At 68.2% G+C, this 21,151-nt stretch carries 18 protein-coding genes; 5 read left to right on the top strand and 13 right to left on the bottom strand.

All coding sequences use genetic code 11. The features are described 5' to 3' along the window. Window positions 1-53 precede the first annotated feature (53 nt). Window positions 54-902 carry an SGNH/GDSL hydrolase family protein gene (locus tag ABD848_RS02565; RefSeq protein WP_344967308.1) on the bottom strand — a complete coding sequence of 283 codons (849 nt, stop codon included), beginning with the start codon at window positions 900-902 and terminating at the stop codon, window positions 54-56. Window positions 903-1,601: 699 nt separating this feature from the next. Between ABD848_RS02565 and ABD848_RS02560 the strand changes: the two genes are divergently transcribed. Then, a complete protein-coding gene (locus ABD848_RS02560) occupies window positions 1,602-3,722 on the top strand; it encodes a hypothetical protein (RefSeq protein WP_344966857.1) in 2,121 nt (706 codons plus the stop codon). Window positions 3,723-3,819: 97 nt separating this feature from the next. Here ABD848_RS02560 and ABD848_RS02555 read toward each other — a convergent pair whose 3' ends face one another. From ABD848_RS02555 to ABD848_RS02520, 8 genes are all read right to left on the bottom strand, one after another. Continuing rightward, window positions 3,820-4,170 (bottom strand): metal-sulfur cluster assembly factor, encoded by a 351-nt coding sequence (locus tag ABD848_RS02555; protein ID WP_344966855.1) that lies wholly within the window; start codon window positions 4,168-4,170, stop codon window positions 3,820-3,822. Then, window positions 4,167-4,661: a Fe-S cluster assembly sulfur transfer protein SufU gene (gene sufU, locus ABD848_RS02550; RefSeq protein WP_344966853.1), complete on the bottom strand. Its 495-nt coding sequence runs from the start codon at window positions 4,659-4,661 to the stop codon at window positions 4,167-4,169. The genes ABD848_RS02555 and sufU overlap by 4 nt, the downstream gene beginning before the upstream one ends. Before the next feature lie 14 nt (window positions 4,662-4,675). Continuing rightward, window positions 4,676-5,959 (bottom strand): aminotransferase class V-fold PLP-dependent enzyme, encoded by a 1,284-nt coding sequence (locus tag ABD848_RS02545; RefSeq protein ID WP_344966851.1) that lies wholly within the window; start codon window positions 5,957-5,959, stop codon window positions 4,676-4,678. After that, window positions 5,956-6,723, bottom strand: a complete 768-nt coding sequence (gene sufC / locus ABD848_RS02540) for a Fe-S cluster assembly ATPase SufC (protein ID WP_344966849.1) — start codon at window positions 6,721-6,723, stop codon at window positions 5,956-5,958. The genes ABD848_RS02545 and sufC overlap by 4 nt, the downstream gene beginning before the upstream one ends. 24 nt (window positions 6,724-6,747) lie before the next feature. Further along, on the bottom strand, window positions 6,748-7,074 hold the full coding sequence (locus ABD848_RS02535) for a non-heme iron oxygenase ferredoxin subunit (RefSeq protein WP_344966847.1): 327 nt from the start codon (window positions 7,072-7,074) through the stop codon (window positions 6,748-6,750). Window positions 7,075-7,140: 66 nt separating this feature from the next. Beyond that, window positions 7,141-8,313: a Fe-S cluster assembly protein SufD gene (sufD, locus tag ABD848_RS02530; protein ID WP_344966845.1), complete on the bottom strand. Its 1,173-nt coding sequence runs from the start codon at window positions 8,311-8,313 to the stop codon at window positions 7,141-7,143. A 2-nt stretch (window positions 8,314-8,315) separates the two neighbouring features. Further along, complete coding sequence (sufB, locus tag ABD848_RS02525; protein ID WP_344966843.1) at window positions 8,316-9,728, bottom strand: Fe-S cluster assembly protein SufB; 1,413 nt, start codon at window positions 9,726-9,728, stop codon at window positions 8,316-8,318. Beyond that, window positions 9,728-10,597: a helix-turn-helix transcriptional regulator gene (locus tag ABD848_RS02520; protein WP_344966841.1), complete on the bottom strand. Its 870-nt coding sequence runs from the start codon at window positions 10,595-10,597 to the stop codon at window positions 9,728-9,730. Before ABD848_RS02520 ends, sufB begins: the two co-directional genes overlap by 1 nt. 443 nt (window positions 10,598-11,040) lie before the next feature. Here ABD848_RS02520 and ABD848_RS02515 point away from each other — a divergent pair, with 443 nt between their 5' ends. Then, window positions 11,041-11,976 (top strand): ABC transporter ATP-binding protein, encoded by a 936-nt coding sequence (locus tag ABD848_RS02515; protein WP_344966839.1) that lies wholly within the window; start codon window positions 11,041-11,043, stop codon window positions 11,974-11,976. Window positions 11,977-12,101: 125 nt separating this feature from the next. Then, window positions 12,102-12,836, top strand: coding sequence for an ABC transporter permease (locus ABD848_RS02510; RefSeq protein ID WP_344967306.1), 735 nt, complete (start codon window positions 12,102-12,104; stop codon window positions 12,834-12,836). A 3-nt stretch (window positions 12,837-12,839) separates the two neighbouring features. Here the strand turns inward: ABD848_RS02510 and argF are convergent, their stop codons facing one another. Both argF and ABD848_RS02500 read right to left on the bottom strand, forming a co-directional pair. After that, window positions 12,840-13,850, bottom strand: a complete 1,011-nt coding sequence (argF, locus tag ABD848_RS02505) for an ornithine carbamoyltransferase (RefSeq protein ID WP_344966837.1) — start codon at window positions 13,848-13,850, stop codon at window positions 12,840-12,842. 162 nt (window positions 13,851-14,012) lie between these two features. Beyond that, window positions 14,013-15,233 carry an arginine deiminase gene (locus tag ABD848_RS02500; protein ID WP_344966835.1) on the bottom strand — a complete coding sequence of 407 codons (1,221 nt, stop codon included), beginning with the start codon at window positions 15,231-15,233 and terminating at the stop codon, window positions 14,013-14,015. 296 nt (window positions 15,234-15,529) lie between these two features. Between ABD848_RS02500 and ABD848_RS02495 the strand changes: the two genes are divergently transcribed. After that, the gene (locus tag ABD848_RS02495; RefSeq protein ID WP_425567418.1) at window positions 15,530-16,459 is read left to right on the top strand and encodes an EamA family transporter; all 930 of its coding nucleotides are present in this window, start codon (window positions 15,530-15,532) and stop codon (window positions 16,457-16,459) included. Between the two features lie 67 nt (window positions 16,460-16,526). Then, a complete protein-coding gene (locus tag ABD848_RS02490; RefSeq protein ID WP_344966833.1) occupies window positions 16,527-17,594 on the top strand; it encodes a COX15/CtaA family protein in 1,068 nt (355 codons plus the stop codon). Between the two features lie 19 nt (window positions 17,595-17,613). On the opposite strand, the gene ABD848_RS02485 is transcribed toward ABD848_RS02490, so the two are convergent. After that, window positions 17,614-18,876, bottom strand: coding sequence for a PrsW family intramembrane metalloprotease (locus ABD848_RS02485; RefSeq protein ID WP_344966831.1), 1,263 nt, complete (start codon window positions 18,874-18,876; stop codon window positions 17,614-17,616). A 934-nt stretch (window positions 18,877-19,810) separates the two neighbouring features. Beyond that, window positions 19,811-20,803: a heme o synthase gene (locus ABD848_RS02480; protein ID WP_344966829.1), complete on the bottom strand. Its 993-nt coding sequence runs from the start codon at window positions 20,801-20,803 to the stop codon at window positions 19,811-19,813. Window positions 20,804-21,151 lie beyond the last annotated feature (348 nt).

The raw sequence follows: 21,151 nt of genomic DNA, 5'->3' as shown, positions 1-21,151 counted from the left end.
GACTCCGCTCGGTCCCCCCCGGCCCGGCGGGCACCGGTGCCCGCCGGGAGCCCTCACTGGTGCGGCTCGTGTTGCGGTGAGGACTGCGCCCTGGTCGTTTCGGTGACGGTGGCTTCGGGGCGTGCGGGCTCGGCGGGAGTCACCGGTGAGACTGGGCTCACCGGGGTGAGTTCGGGACGCTTGGGGGCGAGGCCGTCGCCAGAGGAGCGCCCGAGTGCGCGCCGGCCAAGCCAGGGGATCAGGTGCCGACGCGCCCAGCGGAAGTTCTCCCTGCGTTGCAGGACGCGCGGCAACTGAGGAAGCGGAGTGGTCCAAGGACGCGCCCAGACGTCGCGCTCGCCGAAAGGGTAGTCCAAAAGGTCGGCGATGCGGGCGGCGACGATGTGGTGGCCTGCTGCGTTGAAGTGCAACCGGTCGGGGCTCCAGGCACGGGGATCGTTGAGCGCCTCCATCGACCACAAGTCGACGATGTCACTGCCGGTGCGCTCGGCGATGGCGCGTAGGTGCATACTGAAGACCGCGATCCGGCCGCGGTAGACCCGCAGTATCGGAACCCAGCCGGTGTCGTGGCCGGAGAGGATGACGACGCGGATGCCGGCCTCGCGCAGGCGGCGAATGGCGGCTTCGTACCAGTCCGCTAACCGATCGAGGTCGGTGTTGGGGCGCAGCACGTCGTTTCCCCCCGCGTACACGGTCGCCAGGTGGGGAGCGAGTTTGAGCGTCTGCTCCAACTGCTCGCCGAAGATATGACGCATGCGACGCCCTCGCACCGCGAGGTTGGCGTAGCGAAAGCCGGGGATGTGGGCTCCCAGATGTTCGGCGAGCCGGTCAGCGAAACCACGGTAGGAGCCGTCGGGGCCGGTGTCTTCGAGCCCTTCGGTAATGCTGTCCCCGAGCGCCACGTAGGAACGTATGACCGCCGGGCTCTCCGCCTGAGCGCGGTCAGGGGGATTCATCTCCAGGTCAGTCACGATCACCCATCATCCAGCTCGTCCGCTCGTGCACATCACACCGCTCGCTAGCGCATCGCGGGACGACTCGCGTGCGCGCATCGCTGCGCCGGGGGTTGGGGCGCCGGGCCTGCGGAGCACAAGCACGAGACTTTACAAGCATACCGCCGGATACGTGCCAAGCCCACGCCGGACACCGCGCGAGAAACGAGGCGGCCGTAGGGTGTGGCCACCGACGCCGTGGGGCAGGGAAAGAACGGAACACCAGCAGTTGTGGACGGGTCTCACCTCCTGCTTTACACTGTGACGTGACTCACACACGCGCATGACGATCTTTGTGGAAATAGCGTGCCCACCTGGCGCGCGATGGGGCCCCTGCTCCGTTCTCACTCCCAACCGAGAGCGGGACTACCCATGTAGGACAACCGCACGTACGATCAGCGGGAAGTCCTATCGCTTTACCGGAAACCGGCCCCCCACCGGCGTGCCGGAAAGCATGCCTGCCCGTGTGAAAGTGCGGTAGCGCGCAGAATCGGCGCTTACCATCCGTACCCGCGCGCGGGCGCGTAGGGTGGAAGGTGCAACCGAGCGCCAGCACCGTTTTGCCCGCGCGCCGCGAGCCGTATGCCAGGAGGTCGAGGTCCCCAGCAGATGAACGCCGTCTCCCCGATCTGCCTCACCGACCTCGCCCCCGCCCTCCGCTGGTGCAAAGCCGCCGATGTGGAACACATCCTGGGGCACCAGCGGCTTGTGGAGGGGTGGTGGCGCTCCCTGCCACTGCCCCGGGTTCTCGATATCGCCGGCCCCACCTGGCTCGCCCACTGCCTGGCGCGACTGGCCGTGGAACAGTGGGACCATCTGGCGTTGGAGGAGTTCCTCCCTACCCTGCGCGCACTGCCCGTGGAGCTCGACGAGATCGCCGAGCCGGTGCGCGGAACCGTCCTGGCTACCGCCGGCGGTTGGGAGAACCTGGTGGCGACCTCCCCCAAGGCGATGCGGGAGTGGGGTTTTCCCGACAATTGCGGGCTGGTCGAGGTCGTCAGCACGGTGATGTGGCGGGCCGTCCACCCCTTCACCCGCGACACCACCACCGGCCCCGCTCCCTCTCCCGCGCTCATGGTGGAGGCGGTGCGCACGATCGCCAACTGGATACCGGCCTCGGCTCCCGAACACGTGCACAACGCGCTGTCTTACCTCACCAACGCCACGGGCGCTGGGGCCGCCACCGACACCCCCGCCGAGGAGACGCCGCCGCAGAGTCCGGCCACGCGGGCGATCCGCACACTGCGGGCACTGCGCGCCAACCGTGACGATTCCCAACTCGAATCGCCGGCTGAAAGCCCGCGTGCCCCGGAACGCTCCTCCGCCGGCCTGACCAAGCGGGCGGGCAGCTCCCTGATCGGGCCTGGGCGCACGCTGCGCCGGCCCGCTTTCGGACCGCCCAAGGGGATGCGCGACCACGCCGAAGGGCACGGCGAGAGTGAAGCGGCTCCACGGACTCCCCCCGCGGGCGAGCGCCCGCTGGTCGATCTGCTCGACCAACTATTCGCCGGATGGAACGATCTAGAGCGCACCGTGGCCGCTGAGCGCCTCTTCGCCGCCGACCCCATCAGCATCCGGGTCATGGCCGACCAACTGGGGGTCGACATCGGCGAGATCCGCAACGCCCAACGCAGTGTCGAGGAACGGCTGCTGCAATGGCTGCACTCGACAGCGGGGGCACCGGTCACCGCTCACCTGCGCGATATCTCCGAGCAACTGGGCATCGCCGCCACCATCGACCACCTCATCAGCGCCCATCCCGAGCACTCCGTGGAGATCCCGTCACTGAACACGCCACTGTGGCGGGTCATCATCACCCTGTTCACCGACCGCCGGATGGACAACGGCTGGCTCGTGGCCACCGACCCGCACCAACTGCGGTGGCAAACCCGAGAGATCGTCTCCAGCCAACCCAGCGTCGAAGAAGCGGGGACGCAACTGTCGCGCCTGGGGATACGCCCGCAGGCGCTGCGCGCCTGGCTGCTGAGCACCCCCGGCGTGAGCATCCACGACAATCAGGTCTTGGTCGACTCCTCGGTCACGATGGAGACACCGCCCCCCTCGCCGGGGCTTGCCGCGCACGCGGCGCTGGCCCAAGAGGCACGCACGGCGACCGCGATGGGGACCACCACGGCCAACGGGCTGCCCATCCGCAAACGCAGCGGTGCCGCGCCCTCGCCCGCTCAGGAATCCTCGCCCGATGTCGCGACCTCAGCGCGCTGCTTCCGCGCCCCTGACGGACGCTGGTGGCACCGGGTCGACGTCACCGCCGACCATCTCAACGGCGCTCCCGTCAGCGTCCCACCGGGGTATGCCACCTACCTGGGACTGCAACCGGGACGGCTGTTGTGCCTGACGGCGCCGGGGGCGGACCTGCTCGTCTTGGTCTGGCGTGACCAGGCGGCGTTCGACTCGTTGCGCCCCCTCCTCAAGCGGCAAGGGGCCCAGCCCGGTGACCGTGTATTCATCACGGTCCAGGGGGACCGTCTCGACGCCCGCCGGCTGCCTGGAACCGACCTGAGCGACCACAGCCCCACGAGCCGGGCGCTGCATCTGATCGGCTATACCGCCCCGGCGTCGACCGAGGAAGCGCTGGAGATCATCGCGCGGCGCATCAGCGCCGACGGAGAGGGCCACACCGACACCGCGCACCTGATGGAGCTGCTGAACAAGCGGGGCGACACCGACATCGTCAGCGAACTACGGCCCACCCTCTACGCTGCGCACTAGGGGAGCTCCGCAAGGGACGCCGTGGCGGCCCCGGCAGCCCCAGGAAAACACGGCAGCGTTTCGGCTCCGGTGGGGCCACCGGAGCCGAAACGGACCGCTAGACGTTGAAACCGAGCATCCTGAGCTGGTCGCGCCCGTCCTCGGTGATCTTGTCGGGGCCCCACGGGGGCATCCAGACCCAGTTGATCTTGACTTCGCGCTCGTAGTCGGCCAGAGCGCTGGCCGCCTGGTCCTCCAAGACGTCGGTCAGGGGGCAGGCAGCACTGGTGAGCGTCATGTCGATCGTGACGGCCTCGTCATCGGCGTTGATCCCGTAGACCAGGCCGAGGTCCACCACGTTGACGCCGAGTTCGGGGTCGATGACGTCCTTCATCGACTCGGTGATGTCCTCCAGCAGCGCCTCGTGGCTCTGCTGCGGGGCGGCCGTCGCCGTCTCGTTCTCACTCATGAGGCGCCCTCCTTGGTCGATTCCGCTGATTGGGCCGCCAGTGACTTGACGGTTGCGTCCTTCCACGCCATCCAGGCGAGCAGGGCACACTTGATACGGGCAGGGTATTTCGACACGCCGGCGAAGGCCACCGCGTCCTCCAACACATCCTCGTCGGGCTCGGTCTGGCCCTTGGAGTGCATCAGCTCGGTGAACTCGTCCAGCATGCGCATGCCCTCGTCAACGGTCTTGCCGATGAGCAGGTCGGTCAGTACCGAGGCACTGGCCTGGCTGATGGAGCAGCCCATGCTGTCGTAGGAGACGTCGCTGACCGTGGCGGAGCCATCCAACTCCTCGGCGGCCGGTTTGAGCGTGACCCGCAGGGTCACCTCGTCTCCGCAGGTGGGGTTGATGTGGTGGGACTCGCCGTTGTAGGGCTCGCGCAACCCCTTGTTGTGCGGGTTGCGGTAGTGGTCCAGGATGATCTCCTGGTACATCGCGTCCAGTTGCATCGCAAGCTGCCCTCCTAGGCGGTACCGAAGAACCGCTGCGTGGCCCGAATACCCGCCACAAGAGTGTCGATATCGGCGAGGGAGTTGTATAGGTAAAACGATGCGCGCGTCGTGGCAACCGTGTGGAAGCGGCGGTGCAGCGGCCACGCGCAATGGTGGCCCACCCGTACCTCAATGCCCTGGTCGTCGAGGACCTGACCGACATCGTGGGGGTGGATGTCGTCGACGACGAACGACACCGCGGCGCCCCGATCCTCTGGCGTGGCCGGGCCGACGATGCGTACCCCGTCGATCGCGGCGACCTGCTTGAGCGCGTACTCGACGAGCGCGTGCTCGTGGGCGGCCACCCGATCCATGCCGATACTGCTCAGGTAGTCGCAGGCCGCGGCGAGCCCCACCGCCTGGGGCGCCATCGGCACCCCCGCCTCGAAACGCTGCGGCGGGTCAGCCCAGGTGGCGTGGTCGATGTGCACGACACCGATCATGGAGCCACCGGTGATGAAGGGAGGCATGGCCTCCAGCAGCTCGCGGCGCCCCCACAGCACACCGATCCCGTTGGGTCCGCACATCTTGTGCCCGGAGAAGGCCACGAAGTCGACGTCGAGAGTGGCCACGTCCACCGGCATGTGGGGCACCGACTGTGCGGCGTCGAGCAGCACCAACGCACCGACCTGACGCGCCCGGGTTGCGACCGTCTCAACCGGGGTGACCGTGCCAAGCACATTGGACTGATGGGTCAACGCCACGACCCGAGTGCGCTCGTTAACCACCTCGTCGAGGGTGGAAAGGTCGAGTCGACCGTCCTCGGTGACACCGAACCAGCGCAGGGTGGCGCCGGTGCGCCGGCACAGCTCCTGCCATGGCACCAGGTTGGCGTGGTGTTCCATCTCGGTGACCACGACCTCGTCGCCGGGGCCCACCCGGAACCGCTCGTACTCGGCGCCGGCGGTGGCGGCGTTGCTCATGGCGTAGGCGACGAGGTTGATGGCCTCGGTGGCGTTTTTGGTGAAGACCACCTCGCCGGGGTCGGCCCCGATGAAAGCCGCGATCGTTGCGCGCGCGCCCTCGTAGGCGTCGGTGGCCTCCTCCGCGAGCTGGTGCGCGCCCCGGTGCACAGCGGCGTTGTGCCGCTCGTAGAATTCCCGCTCGGCGTCAAGAACCTGCCGGGGCTTCTGTGAGGTGGCTCCGGAGTCGAGATACACCAGCGGCTGCTCGGCGCGCACGGTCCGGGCCAGGATCGGGAAATCGGCCCGGACCGTGTCGACGTCGAGCAGCCCTGGGAGCGCGCTGGTAGTCACTGGGACGCGCCCGCCTTCGCGAACTGCTCGTAGCCCTGCTCCTCCAGCCGGTCGGCCAGCTCGGGACCGCCGGACTCGGCGATGCGACCACCGGCGAAGACGTGGACATAGTCCGGCCGCACGTGTTGCAGGATGCGGGTGTAGTGGGTGATGAGCATGACCCCGACGTCGCTGGCGGAGCGGGCCCGGTTGATGCCCTCCGAGACCACCTTCAGCGCGTCGACGTCGAGACCGGAGTCGGTCTCGTCGAGGATGGCCATCTTCGGCTTGAGCAACTCAAGTTGCAGGATCTCGTGACGCTTCTTCTCACCGCCGGAGAAACCCTCGTTGACGCCGCGGGCGGCGAAGGAGGCGTCGATGGAGAGGTTGCCCATCGTCTCCTGCAACTCCTTGGAGAAGGTCCGCAGCTTCGGGGCCTCGCCGCGCACAGCGGTGACCGCGCTGCGCAGGAAGTTCGACATGGAGACGCCCGGGACCTCCACCGGGTACTGCATCGCCAGGAACAGACCGGCGCGGGCGCGCTCGTCGACGCTCATCTCCAGCACGCTCTGGCCGTCGAGGAGGACGTCGCCCTCGGTGATCTCGTACTTGGGGTGGCCGGCGATCGCGTAGGCAAGGGTGGACTTACCCGAGCCGTTGGGGCCCATGATGGCGTGGGTCTCACCGGAGTTGATGGTGAGGTCGACGCCTGTGAGGATCTCCTCGCGCTTCTCCTGGCCGATGAGGACGTCGGCGCGCACGCCGCGGATCTCGAATGTGGTCATTTCTCTTGTTGCCTCAGGAATCCTTCAGGAAGTCTTTTGGTCCAGCGACACGTAGACGTCGTCGCCCTCGATCTTCACACCGTAGGTCGCTACCGGTTGGGTGGCCGGAGGGTTGATCGCCGCGCCCGAACGCAGGTCGAAGCAGGAGCCGTGCAGCCAGCACTCGATGGTGCCCTCCTCGACCTCTCCCTCGGAGAGGTTCACCTCGGCGTGGGAGCAGATGTCATTAACGGCGAACACCTCTCCCTCGCTGCGCACCACCGCCACCGGGGTGTCGTCGATCTCCACACCGAGCGCTCCCTCATCGGGGATGTCGCCCAGCGAACAGACCTTGACGAATCCGTCACTCATGCTGTTTCCGTCACATGCTGTTGTGGGTTGATTCGGTTACTGCCGCGACCGGATGGCTTTTTCCGGTCACTCGTGTTGGGCCAGCTTCTCCTCGACCTCGTCCATGATCCGGTCCCGTAGCTCCGGCACCTCAATCCTGCTGAGGAAGTCGGCGAAGAAGCCACGGATGACCAGCCGGCGGGCCTCCTGCTGGGGCACTCCCCGCGACATCAGGTAGAAGAGGTGGATCTCATCGAGGCGGCCACTGGCGCTGGCGTGGCCGGCGCCCTCGACTTCGCCGGTGAAGATCTCCAGGTTGGGCACGGAGTCGACCCGGGTGCCGTCGGTGAGGACCAGGTTGTGGTTGTGCTCGTAGGAGTCGGTGCCCTCGGTGCCTTCGCCGATGATGACGTCGCCGATCCATACCGCGTGCGCGTCTTCGCCACTGAGCGCGCCCTTGTAGTCGACCCGGCTGCGCGTCTTGGAGACGTTGTGGTCGATGAGGGAGCGGTGTTCGTGGTGCTGGCCCCCGCCGGTGAAGTACAGCCCGTGCAGTTCGGCGTCGCCGCCGGCAGCGTCGTAGCGCACGCTGGGCGAAAGGCGCACGAGGTCGCCGCCGAGGGTGACCACGAAGCTCTTGAACTGGGCGTCGCGAGCCAGCCGCGTGTACTGGTGCGAGACGTGCACGGCCTCATCGGCCCAGTCTTGCAGGCTGACCACGGTGAGCCGGGCACCGTCCTCGACGACGAATTCGACGTTGTCGGCGTAGACGCAGTTGCCGGCGTACTCCAGCACGACGGTGGCCGAGCTGTGGCGCTGGGCGTGGATGAGGATGTGGCCGTAGGCGTGGCCGTCCTCGACGCCGTTGACACGGACGAACACCGTGTCGTCGACCTCGGTCTCCTTGGGCACCGTGACGACGGTGGCCTGTTCGAAGGAGGTGTAGGCCAAAGCGCTCACCCGGTCGTTGGGCAAAAACGAACGGGCGAGCCGCTCGTCGTCGCGGCCGACCGTCTCGACCGAAACCGCCTCCGGCGCGGTGGTTTCGACCGAAACCGCGCCGCGTTCGTCCGCTGAACTGGCCGTACGGTCGTGCAGGCCACGCAGCCGCCGCAGTGGCGTGAAACGCCACTCCTCCTCACGCCCGGTGGGCTTGGGGAAGTCCGCCGGGTCGAAGGACCCGTGGACGTCGACCCGGGAGATGGGGACGTCCCCGCCCCCGTGGCTGTGCTCCTTGATGCCGAGATTGGGGCTGGCCATGCCTAACCGACGGCTCCTTCCATTTGCAGTTCGATCAGCCGGTTCAGTTCGAGGGCGTACTCCATGGGCAGCTCGCGCGCGATGGGCTCGACGAAGCCGCGCACGATCATGGCCATAGCCTCGTCCTCGTCGAGGCCGCGGCTCATGAGGTAAAAGAGCTGGTCCTCGCTGACCTTGGAGACTGTGGCCTCGTGCCCCATCTCGACGTCGTCTTCGCGGATGTCGTTGTAGGGGTAGGTGTCGGAACGGCTCTCGGTGTCGATGAGCAGCGCGTCACACTTGACGGTGGACTTGGAGTGGTTGGCGCCCTCCTGCACCTGGACCAGCCCCCGGTACGAGGCCCGACCACCGCTGCGGGCGACCGACTTGGACACGATGGTCGAGGAGGTGTTCGGCGCGCAGTGCACCATCTTGGAGCCGGCGTCTTGGTGCTGGCCCTCGCCGGCGAAGGCCACCGACAGGGTCTCGCCCTTGGCGTGCTCGCCCATGAGGTAGACGGCGGGGTACTTCATGGTGACCTGGGAGCCGAGGTTGCCGTCGATCCACTCCATGGTGGCGCCCTCGTAGGCGACGGCACGCTTGGTGACCAGGTTGTAGACGTTGTTCGACCAGTTCTGGATGGTCGTGTACCGGCAGCGGGCGTTCTCCTTGACGATGATCTCCACCACCGCCGAGTGCAGCGAGTCGGACTTGTAGATCGGGGCCGTGCAGCCCTCGACGTAGTGGACGTAGGCGCCCTCGTCGACGATGATCAGCGTCCGCTCGAACTGGCCCATGTTCTCGGTGTTGATCCGGAAATAGGCTTGCAGCGGGATCTCCACGTGCACGTTCGGCGGCACGTAGATGAAGGACCCGCCGCTCCACACGGCGCTGTTGAGCGAGGCGAACTTGTTGTCACCGGGCGGGATGACCGTGCCGAAGTACTCGCGGAACAGTTCCGGGTGCTCGCGCAGGGCGGTGTCGGTGTCGAGGAAGAGCACGCCTTGGGCCTCCAGATCCTCGCGGATCTGGTGGTAGACGACCTCCGACTCGTACTGCGCGGCGACCCCGGCGACGAGACGCTGCTTCTCCGCCTCGGGGATGCCCAGCTTGTCGTAGGTGTTCTTGATGTCGGCGGGCAGATCGTCCCAGGAGGTGGCCTGCTCCTCCGTGGAGCGCACGAAGTACTTGATCTGGTCGAAGTCGATACCGGAGAGGTCAGCGCCCCACGTGGGGATCGGCTTCTTGTCGAACAGCCGCAGGGCCTTGAGACGAAGGTCACGCATCCACTCCGGCTCGCCCTTCTGCGCGGAGATGTCGCGGACGACCTCCTCGCTCAGGCCACGTCGCGCGGACGCGCCGGCCACATCGGGGTCGGCCCAGCCGTATTCGTAGTTGCCGAGCCCCTCAAGCTCGGGGTGGGCGATAGACGTCATTACGCGGATCCTCCTGGACGAGACGTCCCTGTATGTGATGGCCCGCCGGCACTGGCTGCCGGTCGGGTCGCTGTTTCTTTCTCGAGTTCGCTGGTACTGGTTGACGTGGCCTCGACGGCGGCGGAGTCGGGCTCGCCCGCGGTGGCGCCCGAGGCGGCGAGGTCGCGGGGGCTGACGTGGGTGGTGCAGACACCGTCGCCGTGGGCGATGGTGGCCAACCGCCGTACCGGTGTTCCCAGCAGCCTGGCGAACAATTCGACCTCGGCCTCGCACAGTTGCGGGAACTCGGCTGCCACGTGGGCGACGGGGCAGTGGTGCTGGCACAACTGCTGTCCCCCGCCGGGGGCCGGCGCCTCTCCCACGGAGGCGGCGTAGCCGTCGGAGGAGAGGGCCTCTGCGAGCAGGCGGACACGCTGGTGCGCGGGCACCTTGGCCAGCAGGGGCCGGTAGCGGCGTTCGAGTTCGGCTACCTGGCGGCGCGCGAACTCGCCGATGGCCTCTGGGCCCGCGGTTTCGGCGAGAAAGCGCAACGCGCTGGAGGCGAGATCGTCATAGCCGTGCACGAAGGCATCGCGGCCGGCGTCGGTAATAGCGAACACGCGGGCGGGCCGGCCACGCCCCCGACGCCCGCGCGGACGGGCGTCGCGCGCCTGGACCATGCCCTCGGCGATCAAGTTGTCAAGGTGGCGACGGATGGCCGATGGCGTGAGCCCGAGTCGCTCCCCCAGCGCAGAAGCCGTGATGGGCCCCTGTTCCAGGATGAGGCGCGCCACCTGGGCCCGAGTGCCGTTCTCCGCCCCTGAGTCGAGCCCAGCGGGCAGGCGGGGCGCGCCTACGGCGACTCCACCTGTCTTCTGGTCACGGCTCATGTTTTTCACAACATCAGTGTGGCGTAAATCAGTCCCGACGGGCAAACCGGCACTGGTGCCTTACATCACGCAGGCAAGGCTTTCCTTACAGGGAATTCATCCGCACGTTACGGCGGGAGCGGCCAGCGACTCCCCACCGAAACACCCACAAGCATCTCAAATAGCGAGAACTATGACCATTATATAAGACACACGTGGACGCGGGCGGCGGAGAAGGCCGGGGCCCATGGCGTGCGGGACCAGAAGCAGGACAGGAGTTGAGGCGCCCCGTAGGGCCGGAGAGACCGACAGCGACGCCAGACACGCGGGCACAGGGGACAGGACTGCAACGCAGCAGCGTGGCAGGTGGCATCGCTGGACTGGGGCGCTCGCGGTGACCATCGCGGGCGTGCCACCAGCGCCCCTGTGTAAGGAGCGCGCCGGCCGGGCCTAGACTTTGCGCCATGGGTACAGCCGCGGTCGAGGTCGAGAACGTGGTCAAGCGCTATGGTCGCGCACCAGCCACCGCCGCGGTGGACGGCCTTTCCTTTCGGGCGGCCCACGGCGCGGTTACCGCCCTGTTGGGCCCCAACGGCGCGGGCAAGACGACCACGGTGGAGATGTGCGAGGGCTTCCGCTGCGCCGACAACGGGCGGCTCCGGGTCCTCGGACTCGACCCCGTCGCCGACGCCGGAGCCCTCAAGCCCCGTGTGGGCGTCATGCCCCAGTCCCAATCCGCGGGCGTGCCCACCGGCGCTCGCGCCGGGGAGTGGCTGCGGCTCATGGCCGCCTTCCACCACGACCCGATCCCGCCGCAGCTCCTGCTGGAGCGGCTGGGCCTGCGCTCGGTAGCCACGACTGCCTTCCGGCGACTGTCGGGGGGCCAACAGCAGCGGCTATCGCTGGCCGCGGCCGTCATCGGCCGCCCCGAGCTGGTCTTCCTCGACGAGCCCACCGCCGGACTGGACCCGCAGGCGCGCCGCGCCGCCTGGGACCTCGTGGCCGAACTGCGCGATGCGGGGGTAGGCGTGGTGCTGACCACCCACCACATGGACGAGGCCGAACGCTTGGCCGACCACGTGGTCATCATCGACCGAGGGCGGGTGGTAGCCGCCGGCACCATCGACGAACTGACCGCGCCTCACCAAGAGCTGCGGTTCCGCGCCACGCCCGGCCTGGACACCGCCGGCCTGATGGCGACGCTGCCGGACGGCTGCGGCGTCGAGGAGGCCCCCAGCGGCACCTACACGGTCACCGCGCCCGCTCCGGCCACCCTGGTGAGTACGGTCAGCGACTGGTGCGCCGACAACGGCATCCTGCCCGCGGAGTTGGGGGTGCGGCGGCGCACCCTCGAAGAGGTCTTTTTGGAAATGACCGGACGAGAGCTGCGCGACGGATGAGCGAGGCCATGCAGCGAGTCGAGCACGGCGGCCACCGGCGGGGGCTGCAAGGTGGGCACAGCGACACCGAACCGCCCACGGCGGTCTCCTTCGCGCCGCGGCCGGCAGCCGCGCCGCTGCCGCGGATGATCGCGGCGCAGGCGGGGATGGAACTGCGGGTCATGCTGCGCAACGGGGAACAGTTACTGCTGACCATGGTCATCCCGGTGCTGCTGCTCATCGGCTTCTCGTTGACGTCGCTGGTCGATGTCGGCAGCGGTTCGCGTGTGGAGTTCCTGACTCCCGGCGTACTCGCGTTGGCGGTGCTGTCGACGGCGTTCACCGGACAGGCCATCGGCACCGGCTTCGAGCGCCGCTACGGCGTCCTCAAGCGACTCGGCGCGACTCCGCTGCCACGGTTCGGGCTGGTGGCGGCGAAGACGCTGGCGGTGCTGACGGTGGAGGTCCTCCAGATCACGCTGCTGTGCGCGGTCGCCGTCGCGCTGGGGTGGTCGCCGCGGCTGAGCGCACTGGGAATAGCCACGGCGGTGGTGCTGGTGCTGCTGGCCACCGCCGCTTTCGCCGCGCTGGGCCTGCTTCTAGCAGGAACGTTGCGGGCGGAAGCGACCCTGGCCGCCGCCAACCTCGTCTACGTCGTCCTCCTGGGGCTGGGGGGCGTGGTGTTTCCCGTCACCCGGTTCCCCACGGCAGTGGAGCCACTGCTGCACGCGCTGCCGATCACGGCGTTGACCGATGGTCTGCGCTGGGCGCTGGCCGGTTCGCAGGTGGGGGCCGGCTCGCCGCTGCCGGCCGTGATGGTGCTGGCGGTGTGGACGGTCGTGGCGACCGTCCTGGCGAGCCGGCTGTTCAAATGGGAGTGAGCGCTACCGCTCAGCGCCCAGCGTGGCGACCATGACGGCCTTGATGGTGTGCATCCGGTTCTCCGCCTGGTCGAAAACGATCGAGGCCGCCGACTCGAACACCTCGTCGGTGACCTCCAATTCCGCCATTCCGGTCTTGGCGTGGACGTGCTCGCCGACCTCGGTCTCCCGGTTGTGGAATGCGGGCAGGCAGTGCATGAACCTGACCTCGGGGTTGCCGGTGGCGCGCAGCGCCGCGGTGTTGACCTGATAGGGCCGCAGCAGTTCGACGCGCCGATCCCAGACCTCGGCCGGCTCGCCCAGCGAGACCCACACGTCGGTGTAGACGAAGTCCGCCCCGTGCAGCCCGGCCTCGATGTCCTCGGTGAAGGTCACCGCGCCGCCGGTGCGCTGGGCGAGGGCGTGCGCCGGCCGGGCGACGGTCTCCTCGTCGGGCCATAGCTCCTTGGGGGCCACCATGCGCACGTCGAGGCCAAGCATCGCAGCGGTCACTGTCAGGGAGTGCCCTAGGTTGTTGCGCGCGTCGCCCATGTAGGCGAGGGTGACTTCGCTCAGCGGGCGGTCGCTGTGCTCGCGCATGGTGAGGAAATCGGCCAGTGTCTGCGTGGGGTGCCACTCGTCGGTGAGGCCGTTCCACACCGGCACGCCGGCGTGGCGGGCGAGCTGTTCGACCACGCTTTGGTGGAAGCCGCGGTACTCGATGCCGTCGTACATCCGCCCGAGCACGCGGGCGGTGTCCTTGATGGACTCCTTGTGGCCGATCTGCGACCCGGTCGGGTCCAGGTAGGTGACGTGGGCCCCCTGGTCGTGGGCGGCGACCTCGAAGGCGCACCGGGTGCGGGTGGAGGTCTTCTCGAAGATCAGCGCGATGTGCTTGCCCGTGAGGTGGCGCCGCTCGGTTCCCGCGTATCGGGCGGCCTTGAGCTCGGCCGAGAGGTCGAGCAGGAACCCGAACTCCTCCGGGGTGAAGTCGAGCTCCTTGACAAAACTGCGGTTACGCAGATCGAACGCCATTGCGGCGGTCCCCCTTGCTTTCCTTTCCTCACGTGCGGCGCGGCGAGCCGCCCCATTTGCCCTACGATTGTCGCGTGCACGCCTCCGCCCGAACCGATACAGGTCGATTGTGGCGGGCGGTGGGGTGAGCGCGCGACTCGCCCCACCTTGGCCGTGGCGCTTTCACCCGTCCCGGTCGATAGGGCAGGTCATGCAGTGTGGGCCGCCTCGCCCTCGGCCGAGTTCGCTGCCACGGATGGGGATCACCTCGACACCGTTGTCGCGCAAACAGGTGTTGGAGGTGACGTTTCGCTCATACGACAGCACCACCCCCGGCGCGACCGCGAAGACATTGCACCCGTCGTCCCACTGCTCACGTTGGGAGGAGAACACGTCCTGGGTGGGGGTGAGGACCTTGATGTCGTCGAGGCCGGCCGCCGCGGCGATGGCCCGATGCATGTCCTCGGGCGGATGGTCGGTGACCTTCAGTTCCTTGTCGTTGTCGCCGGGCTCGATGGTGTAGGAGGGCAGCATGCCCAGGCCGGAGTATTTGGTGAACACGCCATGGTCGACGTTGGTCATGACGGTGTCGAGGTGCATCACCGCGCGTGCCTTGGGCATCCACACGCCGAGGATTCGCTCAGCGCCACCCTTGGCGAACAGGGCGCGCGCCAGCAACTCCACCGCTTGGGGGCGGGTGCGCTCACTCATCCCGATCAGTACCGAACCGTTGCCGATGGGCATGACGTCGCCGCCTTCGATGGTGGCCGGAGCGGTGGTGCCGCCGGGGTTCCAGATCTCGAATTCGGCCGAGGCGAACATCGGGTGCCAGCGGTAGATGGCCTCGTAGTGGATGGTTTCGCGGCGGCGCGCCTGCTTGCTCATGGGGTTGATCGCGACCCCCTCGGACAGCCAGCAGGAGGTGTCGCGGGTGAAGAGGTGGTTGGGCAGCGGACTGAGGACGAAGTCGTCAAGCCCGAGCGTGTGCAGCCATACCGACATGGGTTCGGCCACGCGCTGTAGCAGCTCCCGCTTGGTGATGCCGCCGACCAGGTAGCGGCCCAACTCGGCGGCCGGCATGGCGTCGAAGGCGTTGCGGATGGCGTCGATGGCCAGCGGCCCGTAGAAACGCTCGTCGAGAACGTGGTCGAGGAGATAGGCACGCGCCTCGGGGATGTCGAGCGTGTCGCGGAGCAACTCGTGGAACAGGTACACCTCGACGCCACGGCCGTGCAGGCGCTCCACAAAGGCGTCGTGCTCCTCCTGGGCCCGCTGCACCCACAGCACGTCGTCGAAGAGCAGGTCGGCCTTGTTGCTCGGGGTGAGGCGCTTGAGCTCCAGATCCGGGCGATGCACGATGACCTTGCGCAGCGGGCCGATCTCAGAACGGACCGAAAATGTCAATGGCCCTCGTCTCCTCCTTGAGTGCGGCGGCCGCGTGGCGGTGGACGGGACGCGACCCCGGCGGTTGACGGCGGGAGCGCAACGGTCACCGGGACGGGAGCCGGTCGAAAGCTCACCCCCACCTTGCCTCACCCAGGCAACGGGGGCGGCACCGCGAGCGTTCCCACCGGCACGGGCGGAAAAACGGCAAGGAAGCGGGGACAGGCCGGCGCACCGGGGCAACGCGCACACGGGCAGCGCTCCTAAAATGAGGGGCCGTGAGGCTCCGTCCCGTCGTCGGGCGTACGCTGTCGTCGCTGCCAACGCTGTCGAGCCGGGCCCAGGCGCTGCTGGGCGGTACCGCAGCCACAGTCCCCCCGAGTTGGCTCGTGCTCATCGGCATCCTGTCGGTGCAGTTCGGGGCGGGGGTGGCCAAGAACCTGTTCGGGGTGCTGCCGCCCAGTGCCGTGGTGTGGCTGCGACTGCTGACTTCGGCGCTGGTACTGCTGGCGCTGACCCGGCCCCGCCTGGTCGGGCGCACACGCGGCGACTGGCTGACCGTGGTGGGGTTCGGAGTGGCGCTGGCCACGATGAACTACGCGATCTACCAGGCGTTCGCGCGCATTCCCTTGGGGATCGCGGTCACCATCGAGTTCCTGGGGCCGCTGGCGGTGGCCGTGGCTGGTTCGCGCCGCCGCCTTGACCTGCTCTGGGTCGCGCTGGCCGGCGGTGGGGTGGTGCTGCTGGGGCGCGACGAGGGCGCCGTCACGGTGGCCGGGGTGGCGTTCGCGCTCTTGGCGGCGGTGGCGTGGGCGGGCTACATCTTGTTGAGTGCGGCCACGGGGCGGCGGTTCTCCGGGGCCTCGGGGTTGGCTATCGCCAGCGCCGTTGGGGTGGTGATGATCGCTCCGGCCGGAGTCGCCGCGGGTGGGACGGCGCTGCTAGCCCCCGAGCTGCTGCTGGTGGGGGTGGCGGTGGGCCTGCTGTCATCGGTGGTGCCCTACACCCTGGAATTGGGGGCGCTGCGCCGGATGCCGCCGCGGGTTTTCGGCATCCTCATGAGTCTGGAGCCGGCGGCAGCCGCGCTGATGGGGCTGATTTTGCTGGGCGAGGTGTTGAGCCTGGGGCAGTGGCTGGCCGTGGGCTGCATCGTGGCCGCGAGTGTAGGGGCGGCGCGTTCGAGTGAGGCGCGGGAGCGCCACGAGCGTGCGACTCCGGGCCGGCAGCCGCCTGAGGCGAAGACGTGACGCGGGGCCGGCCCGGGCGGTGGACCTCGGGCTTTCCTGCGACAAACCGTCTACTACGATCTGTCGTATGCGTGGAGTCCCGGGTCCGGACGCGTTCGCGGCGGACAGCATCGAGATCGTGCACCTGCCGTTGTGGATGTGGCAGATCGTCGTTACCGGCGCGGTCATCGTGGCGTTGGCGCTGCTGGCACCACGAGTGATCCGGCGGCCCACCACAGGTTCGCTGCGCTGGTGGGCGCTGGGAAGCGTCGTGGTCAACGCGGGGATCGCCGTCACCGGGGCCACGGTACGGGTGACCTCCTCTGGGCTGGGGTGCTCCGAATGGCCGCGGTGCACCCCGGAGAGCTTCGTACCCGTCGGCACCGAGCACGCGGCGCTGAACGCGGCCATCGAGTTCGGCAACCGCATGCTGACGTTCCTGGTGCTGGCGGTGGGGATCATCGTGTTCCTGGCCACCCTGCGGCTGCGGCCCCGCCGCCGCGACCTGCTCGTGCTGGCCACGCTCATCCCGCTGGGCGTGCTCGGCCAGGGGGTCGTCGGCGGGATCACCGTCTGGAGTGGACTGCACCCCGCGTCGGTGGCCACGCACTTTTTGCTCTCGACGTTCGTGGTCATCGGGACCGTGGCCTACTACGTGCGCTGCCGCGAGCCGCGGGGAGTGCTGCGGCTGACCGTGTCACCACCGGTGCGCCGGCTCGCCACCGCCCTGCTGCCGGTGGGGTTCGCGTTGCTCGCAGCGGGCACGGTGGTGACCGGCACGGGGCCCCACGGTGGCGACGCCGAGGCCCCGCGCTTCGGATTGGATCTCGTGCTCGTCACACGGGTGCATGCGGTGCTGGCCTGGCTGACGGTGCTCGGAGCGGTGGCGGTGGCCGCGCTGGTGCGCAAGGGGGCGGCGCCCCGAACGGTGCGGGTCCAGGCGTGGCTGTTGCTGGCGGCGCTACTCGCTCAGGGCGCGCTGGGCTATACCCAGTACGCGCTGGGGCTGCCCGAAGGGCTGGTGGTGCTGCACGTGCTGGGGGCGATGGTGGTGTGGATCGCCCTGCTGCGGCTGTACTTCGCCACCGCCGAACGTGTCGCCCCCACCGGAGTGGAGGGGGAGCGCGCCGCTACGGCCCAGGCCGCCGGCCGTTAGGTTCCGGGGCACCGAAGGGCTATTCGGTCTGCCGCTGCTGCTGCGCCCGTTCGATGACGTGGGCGAAATCGGCCCGGTTGAGGAAGCCGGAGTCGGTGGACTGCGGCGCCCACGACGGGTGCAGCGGCTGAGCGGCCCGCCCTGCGAAGGCTTCGCGCGCGACATGCATCAGCGCCAGGAAGGAGTCACGGCGATGCCACCACTGCGGCCGAGCGACCCCGCGATCAAGGCGCTGGTGCAAAAGCGCGAGTTCGGTCGCGGCGAGCTGGTAGTCCTGCATAGCCCTACGACCGCGGCTGCCGGCGTTACGTCTGGCCCACTCGCGGGCCCGGCGCCTGCCCCCGATGGAGCTGAGCATCTGGATGTCGGCCGGGGCGACCAAGCCGGTGGCCACATACGGCGGCAGGTAGTAGGCGATCGCGGCGACCTGCCGGCGACGGTCTTGCACCGCGATGATGATGATCGCCACGAGCACGAAGAACAGCGCGACGTAGGCCACACCCAGACCGTAGTAGCCAAAGATCGTGGAGCCGTTCCACAGGGCGTGCAGCAGCACCGCCGCGAACCACCCGGCCACGGGCGCCAGGAAACGGCTCCCGCCGCGGTTGATCGCGGCATGGGCGACCCCGATGCCGATCATGGCGGTGTAGATGGGGTGGCCAAACGGCGAGATCACACCGCGCAGGACGAACGTGAACGCCAGGCCGGCAAAACCCTGGTCGGCCAGCGACTGCAAGAAGTAGGAGATGTTCTCGATGAAGGCGAAGCCGGTGGCCACCATGGCGGCGTAGATCACGCCGTCGGTGTAGGAGTCGATCTCGTGACGATGCCGAAACAGCAGGATCAGCAGTGCGATGCCCTTGGAACTCTCCTCGACGAGCGGCGCCCCCACGGCAGCGCTGACATAGGAGCCCCAGTCCGCGCCGAAGGTGGGGATCGCATACACCTCCATGCCCAGCGTGTTGAGGACGATGGAGACGAGCACCGCCACCCCCGCGCCCCAGAGGAAGGCGAACAGCAGCATCGACCCGGGTTCTGGCTCCAGACGGTCGAGCAGCAGGATCAGGGGGATGAGGATGCTGACCGGCACGATCGCCGCCACGAAGCTGATGACGAATCCGAGTACCCCGGCCGTGCCGCTCCCGGTCACTCCGCCAAGCAGTAGGTAGCCGAGCATCAGCAGCATACACAGCACACTGATGACGATGCCGACCGTGAGTCCAACGGAGTGACGCCCTGGTCTGCGCCCTTCGAGGATGGCTTTGGTGTCGAGAGCAGGCATAGCTTCAGATCGTAACGGTTTCCCGATTACACGATTATCGGGATTTCGCCACCGTGCTACATCCGGTGACGGGATGAATCGTGTGTCCGTCATGGGTGGCTGCCGGGTTCAGCGATCGGCCCGGCCGCTGCCACCTCGCACCTCGGTAGCGGAGCAACACTGGATGGCGCGCCGACAGCGCCGCCTACAGGAACAGCGGCACGGGCCACGGCGCCTTCGTGTTTTGCGAACGGCTGGGGTGTAGGGCCGTAGAGGTGTTCTTCGTCCGCTCGCGCCTCGATCGCTGCGCGATCTCAGCAGCCCGCGGGAGTGGCTGACGCCCTCACCCGCCCCGCTAGAGTGCGGGACCGGGAGGGTGCTCTCCTTTCACCCGCGCCCCGACTACCTCCGAGCCTCGCCACCCTTGCCCAAAACAGAACCTAACCGCCACAGCCGTCACGGCTGATGCACCGCACCTTGACACGACCGCGCTAACCGCCACCGGACCAGAGAGACAACGCGGTGCGACGCCCCGACATCCAGCCTCGTGAAGCTGACGATCCAGTCGTTTCGCTACGTTTCGGGCTTGGACGATCTTCGGAACTCGACGGTGAGCGCGTCGTGGGCTTCGGCTATGCGTTTCTATGCCCTTCGGGCTTGGACGGCCTTCGGAACCCTGCCGGTTTTTTGGGCGGCTTGACCTGCGTGGATGATGTCCGATTGCACGCGATCACGGCCACCCCCACCACAGCGACGGAGACCCACCTCACAAACCAGCCGGTCGCCATATTTGAGCTGCGAAAACTCGCTGCACGCGATCATGGGTTCTCGGCCTTAACCGCACGGGGCTGTACAACAGCACCGGACGAGCCCTCATCTTGTCACAACAGGCAGTACCGAGTAAGGGGGCTCACATCTCTCCTCGCCCACGGCCCAGCCGACCGCAAGCCAGCACCTAGGCCAACACTGCGGCGAGCAGCGGGTCGATGGTCACCGCCGCGAACAGCAACGCAAGATAGGCGTTGGACAGATGGAAGAAACCCATCGTCTTCAACTGCGGTCCAGACACCCCCGCACGGACCCGGCGCAACAGGCGATGTGCCTGTACCAGCAGGATCGCCCCCAAAGCGACAGCCACGAGCGGGTAGAACAGCGTAGTCGCGGCCACCGGCCACAGCACCACCGACACTACGACCGTGGCCCAACTGTAGAGCACGCACTCCAGGGCGACCCGATGGTCACCGGCCACGACCGGCAGCATCGGCACATTGGCCGCGGCGTAGTCCTCGCGGTAGCGCATCGCCAGCGCCCAGGTGTGCGGCGGGGTCCAGAAGAACACGACGAGGAACAGCACGAAGGGGGCCCAGTCCAGCGAACCGGTGATGGCCGCCCACCCGATGAGGACCGGCATGCAGCCGGCGATGCCGCCCCAGACCACGTTTTGGGCGGTGCGCCGCTTGAGCAGCAACGTGTAGACGAAGATGTAGAACAGGATCGCGAACAGCGACAGCGCCGCTGAGAGCCAGTTGACCAGCGCGGCGAAACCGACCGTGGAGGCGACGGCGAGCACGAGGCCATAGAGCAGCGCCCCGCGCGGGGTCACCTGGTCCATGGCGACCGGGCGGCGCCGGGTACGACGCATCTCGGAGTCGATGTCGCGATCGATATAGCAGTTGATCGCGTTGGCGCTGGCCGCCGACATCGTGCCGAACACCAAGGTAGCCACCGCCGTCCACAGCGGCGGCACTCCCTGAGCGGCCACGAACATCACCGGGATGGTGGTGATGAGCAGCAGTTCGATGACGCGCGGCTTGGACAGGGCGATGTAGGCGCGCGCGTGGGCGAGCACGGAGCGAGCGGGAGGCGCACTGTTGAGACGCTCCTCGGCCGCTTCGGTGCTGTCGAGGCTGGGGGCGCCGGTGTGGGGGGAGCGGTTCAGCGGTGTCATCTACAGCCGTCGCGTTCCCAGCCGTTTCCCGCGGATCTCGCCGCCCACGGCGCAGTCTCGCCGCACACCACCTCTGGCTTCGCACTCGCGTCGCCGGTCGCGCGGCACGCAACGCACGGCGAACCGCGTCGGCTCTCCGGACACAGACACGCTGAACCTCAAAAGAATGTCGGGCCTACTGGACTGAGCGAACACTGGCGGGGCACCGACGGCGCCGTGCCTGCTCACCGCAGTGTTGACCGCGGTGGGACCGCAGCCTCGACGTCGCGGCACAGTCACGTGGGCGCTGCTGTGCGCACCTCACCTGTGGCCGTGCAACCGTACCCCGGTGACCCGAGATCCGCGGAA

The sequence above is a fragment of the Salinactinospora qingdaonensis genome (assembly GCF_039539445.1).
Lineage (GTDB): Bacteria > Actinomycetota > Actinomycetes > Streptosporangiales > Streptosporangiaceae > Salinactinospora > Salinactinospora qingdaonensis.
The sequence above is the reverse complement of the archived record's forward strand: the minus strand, read 5'-3'. Positions and strand labels throughout refer to the sequence as shown.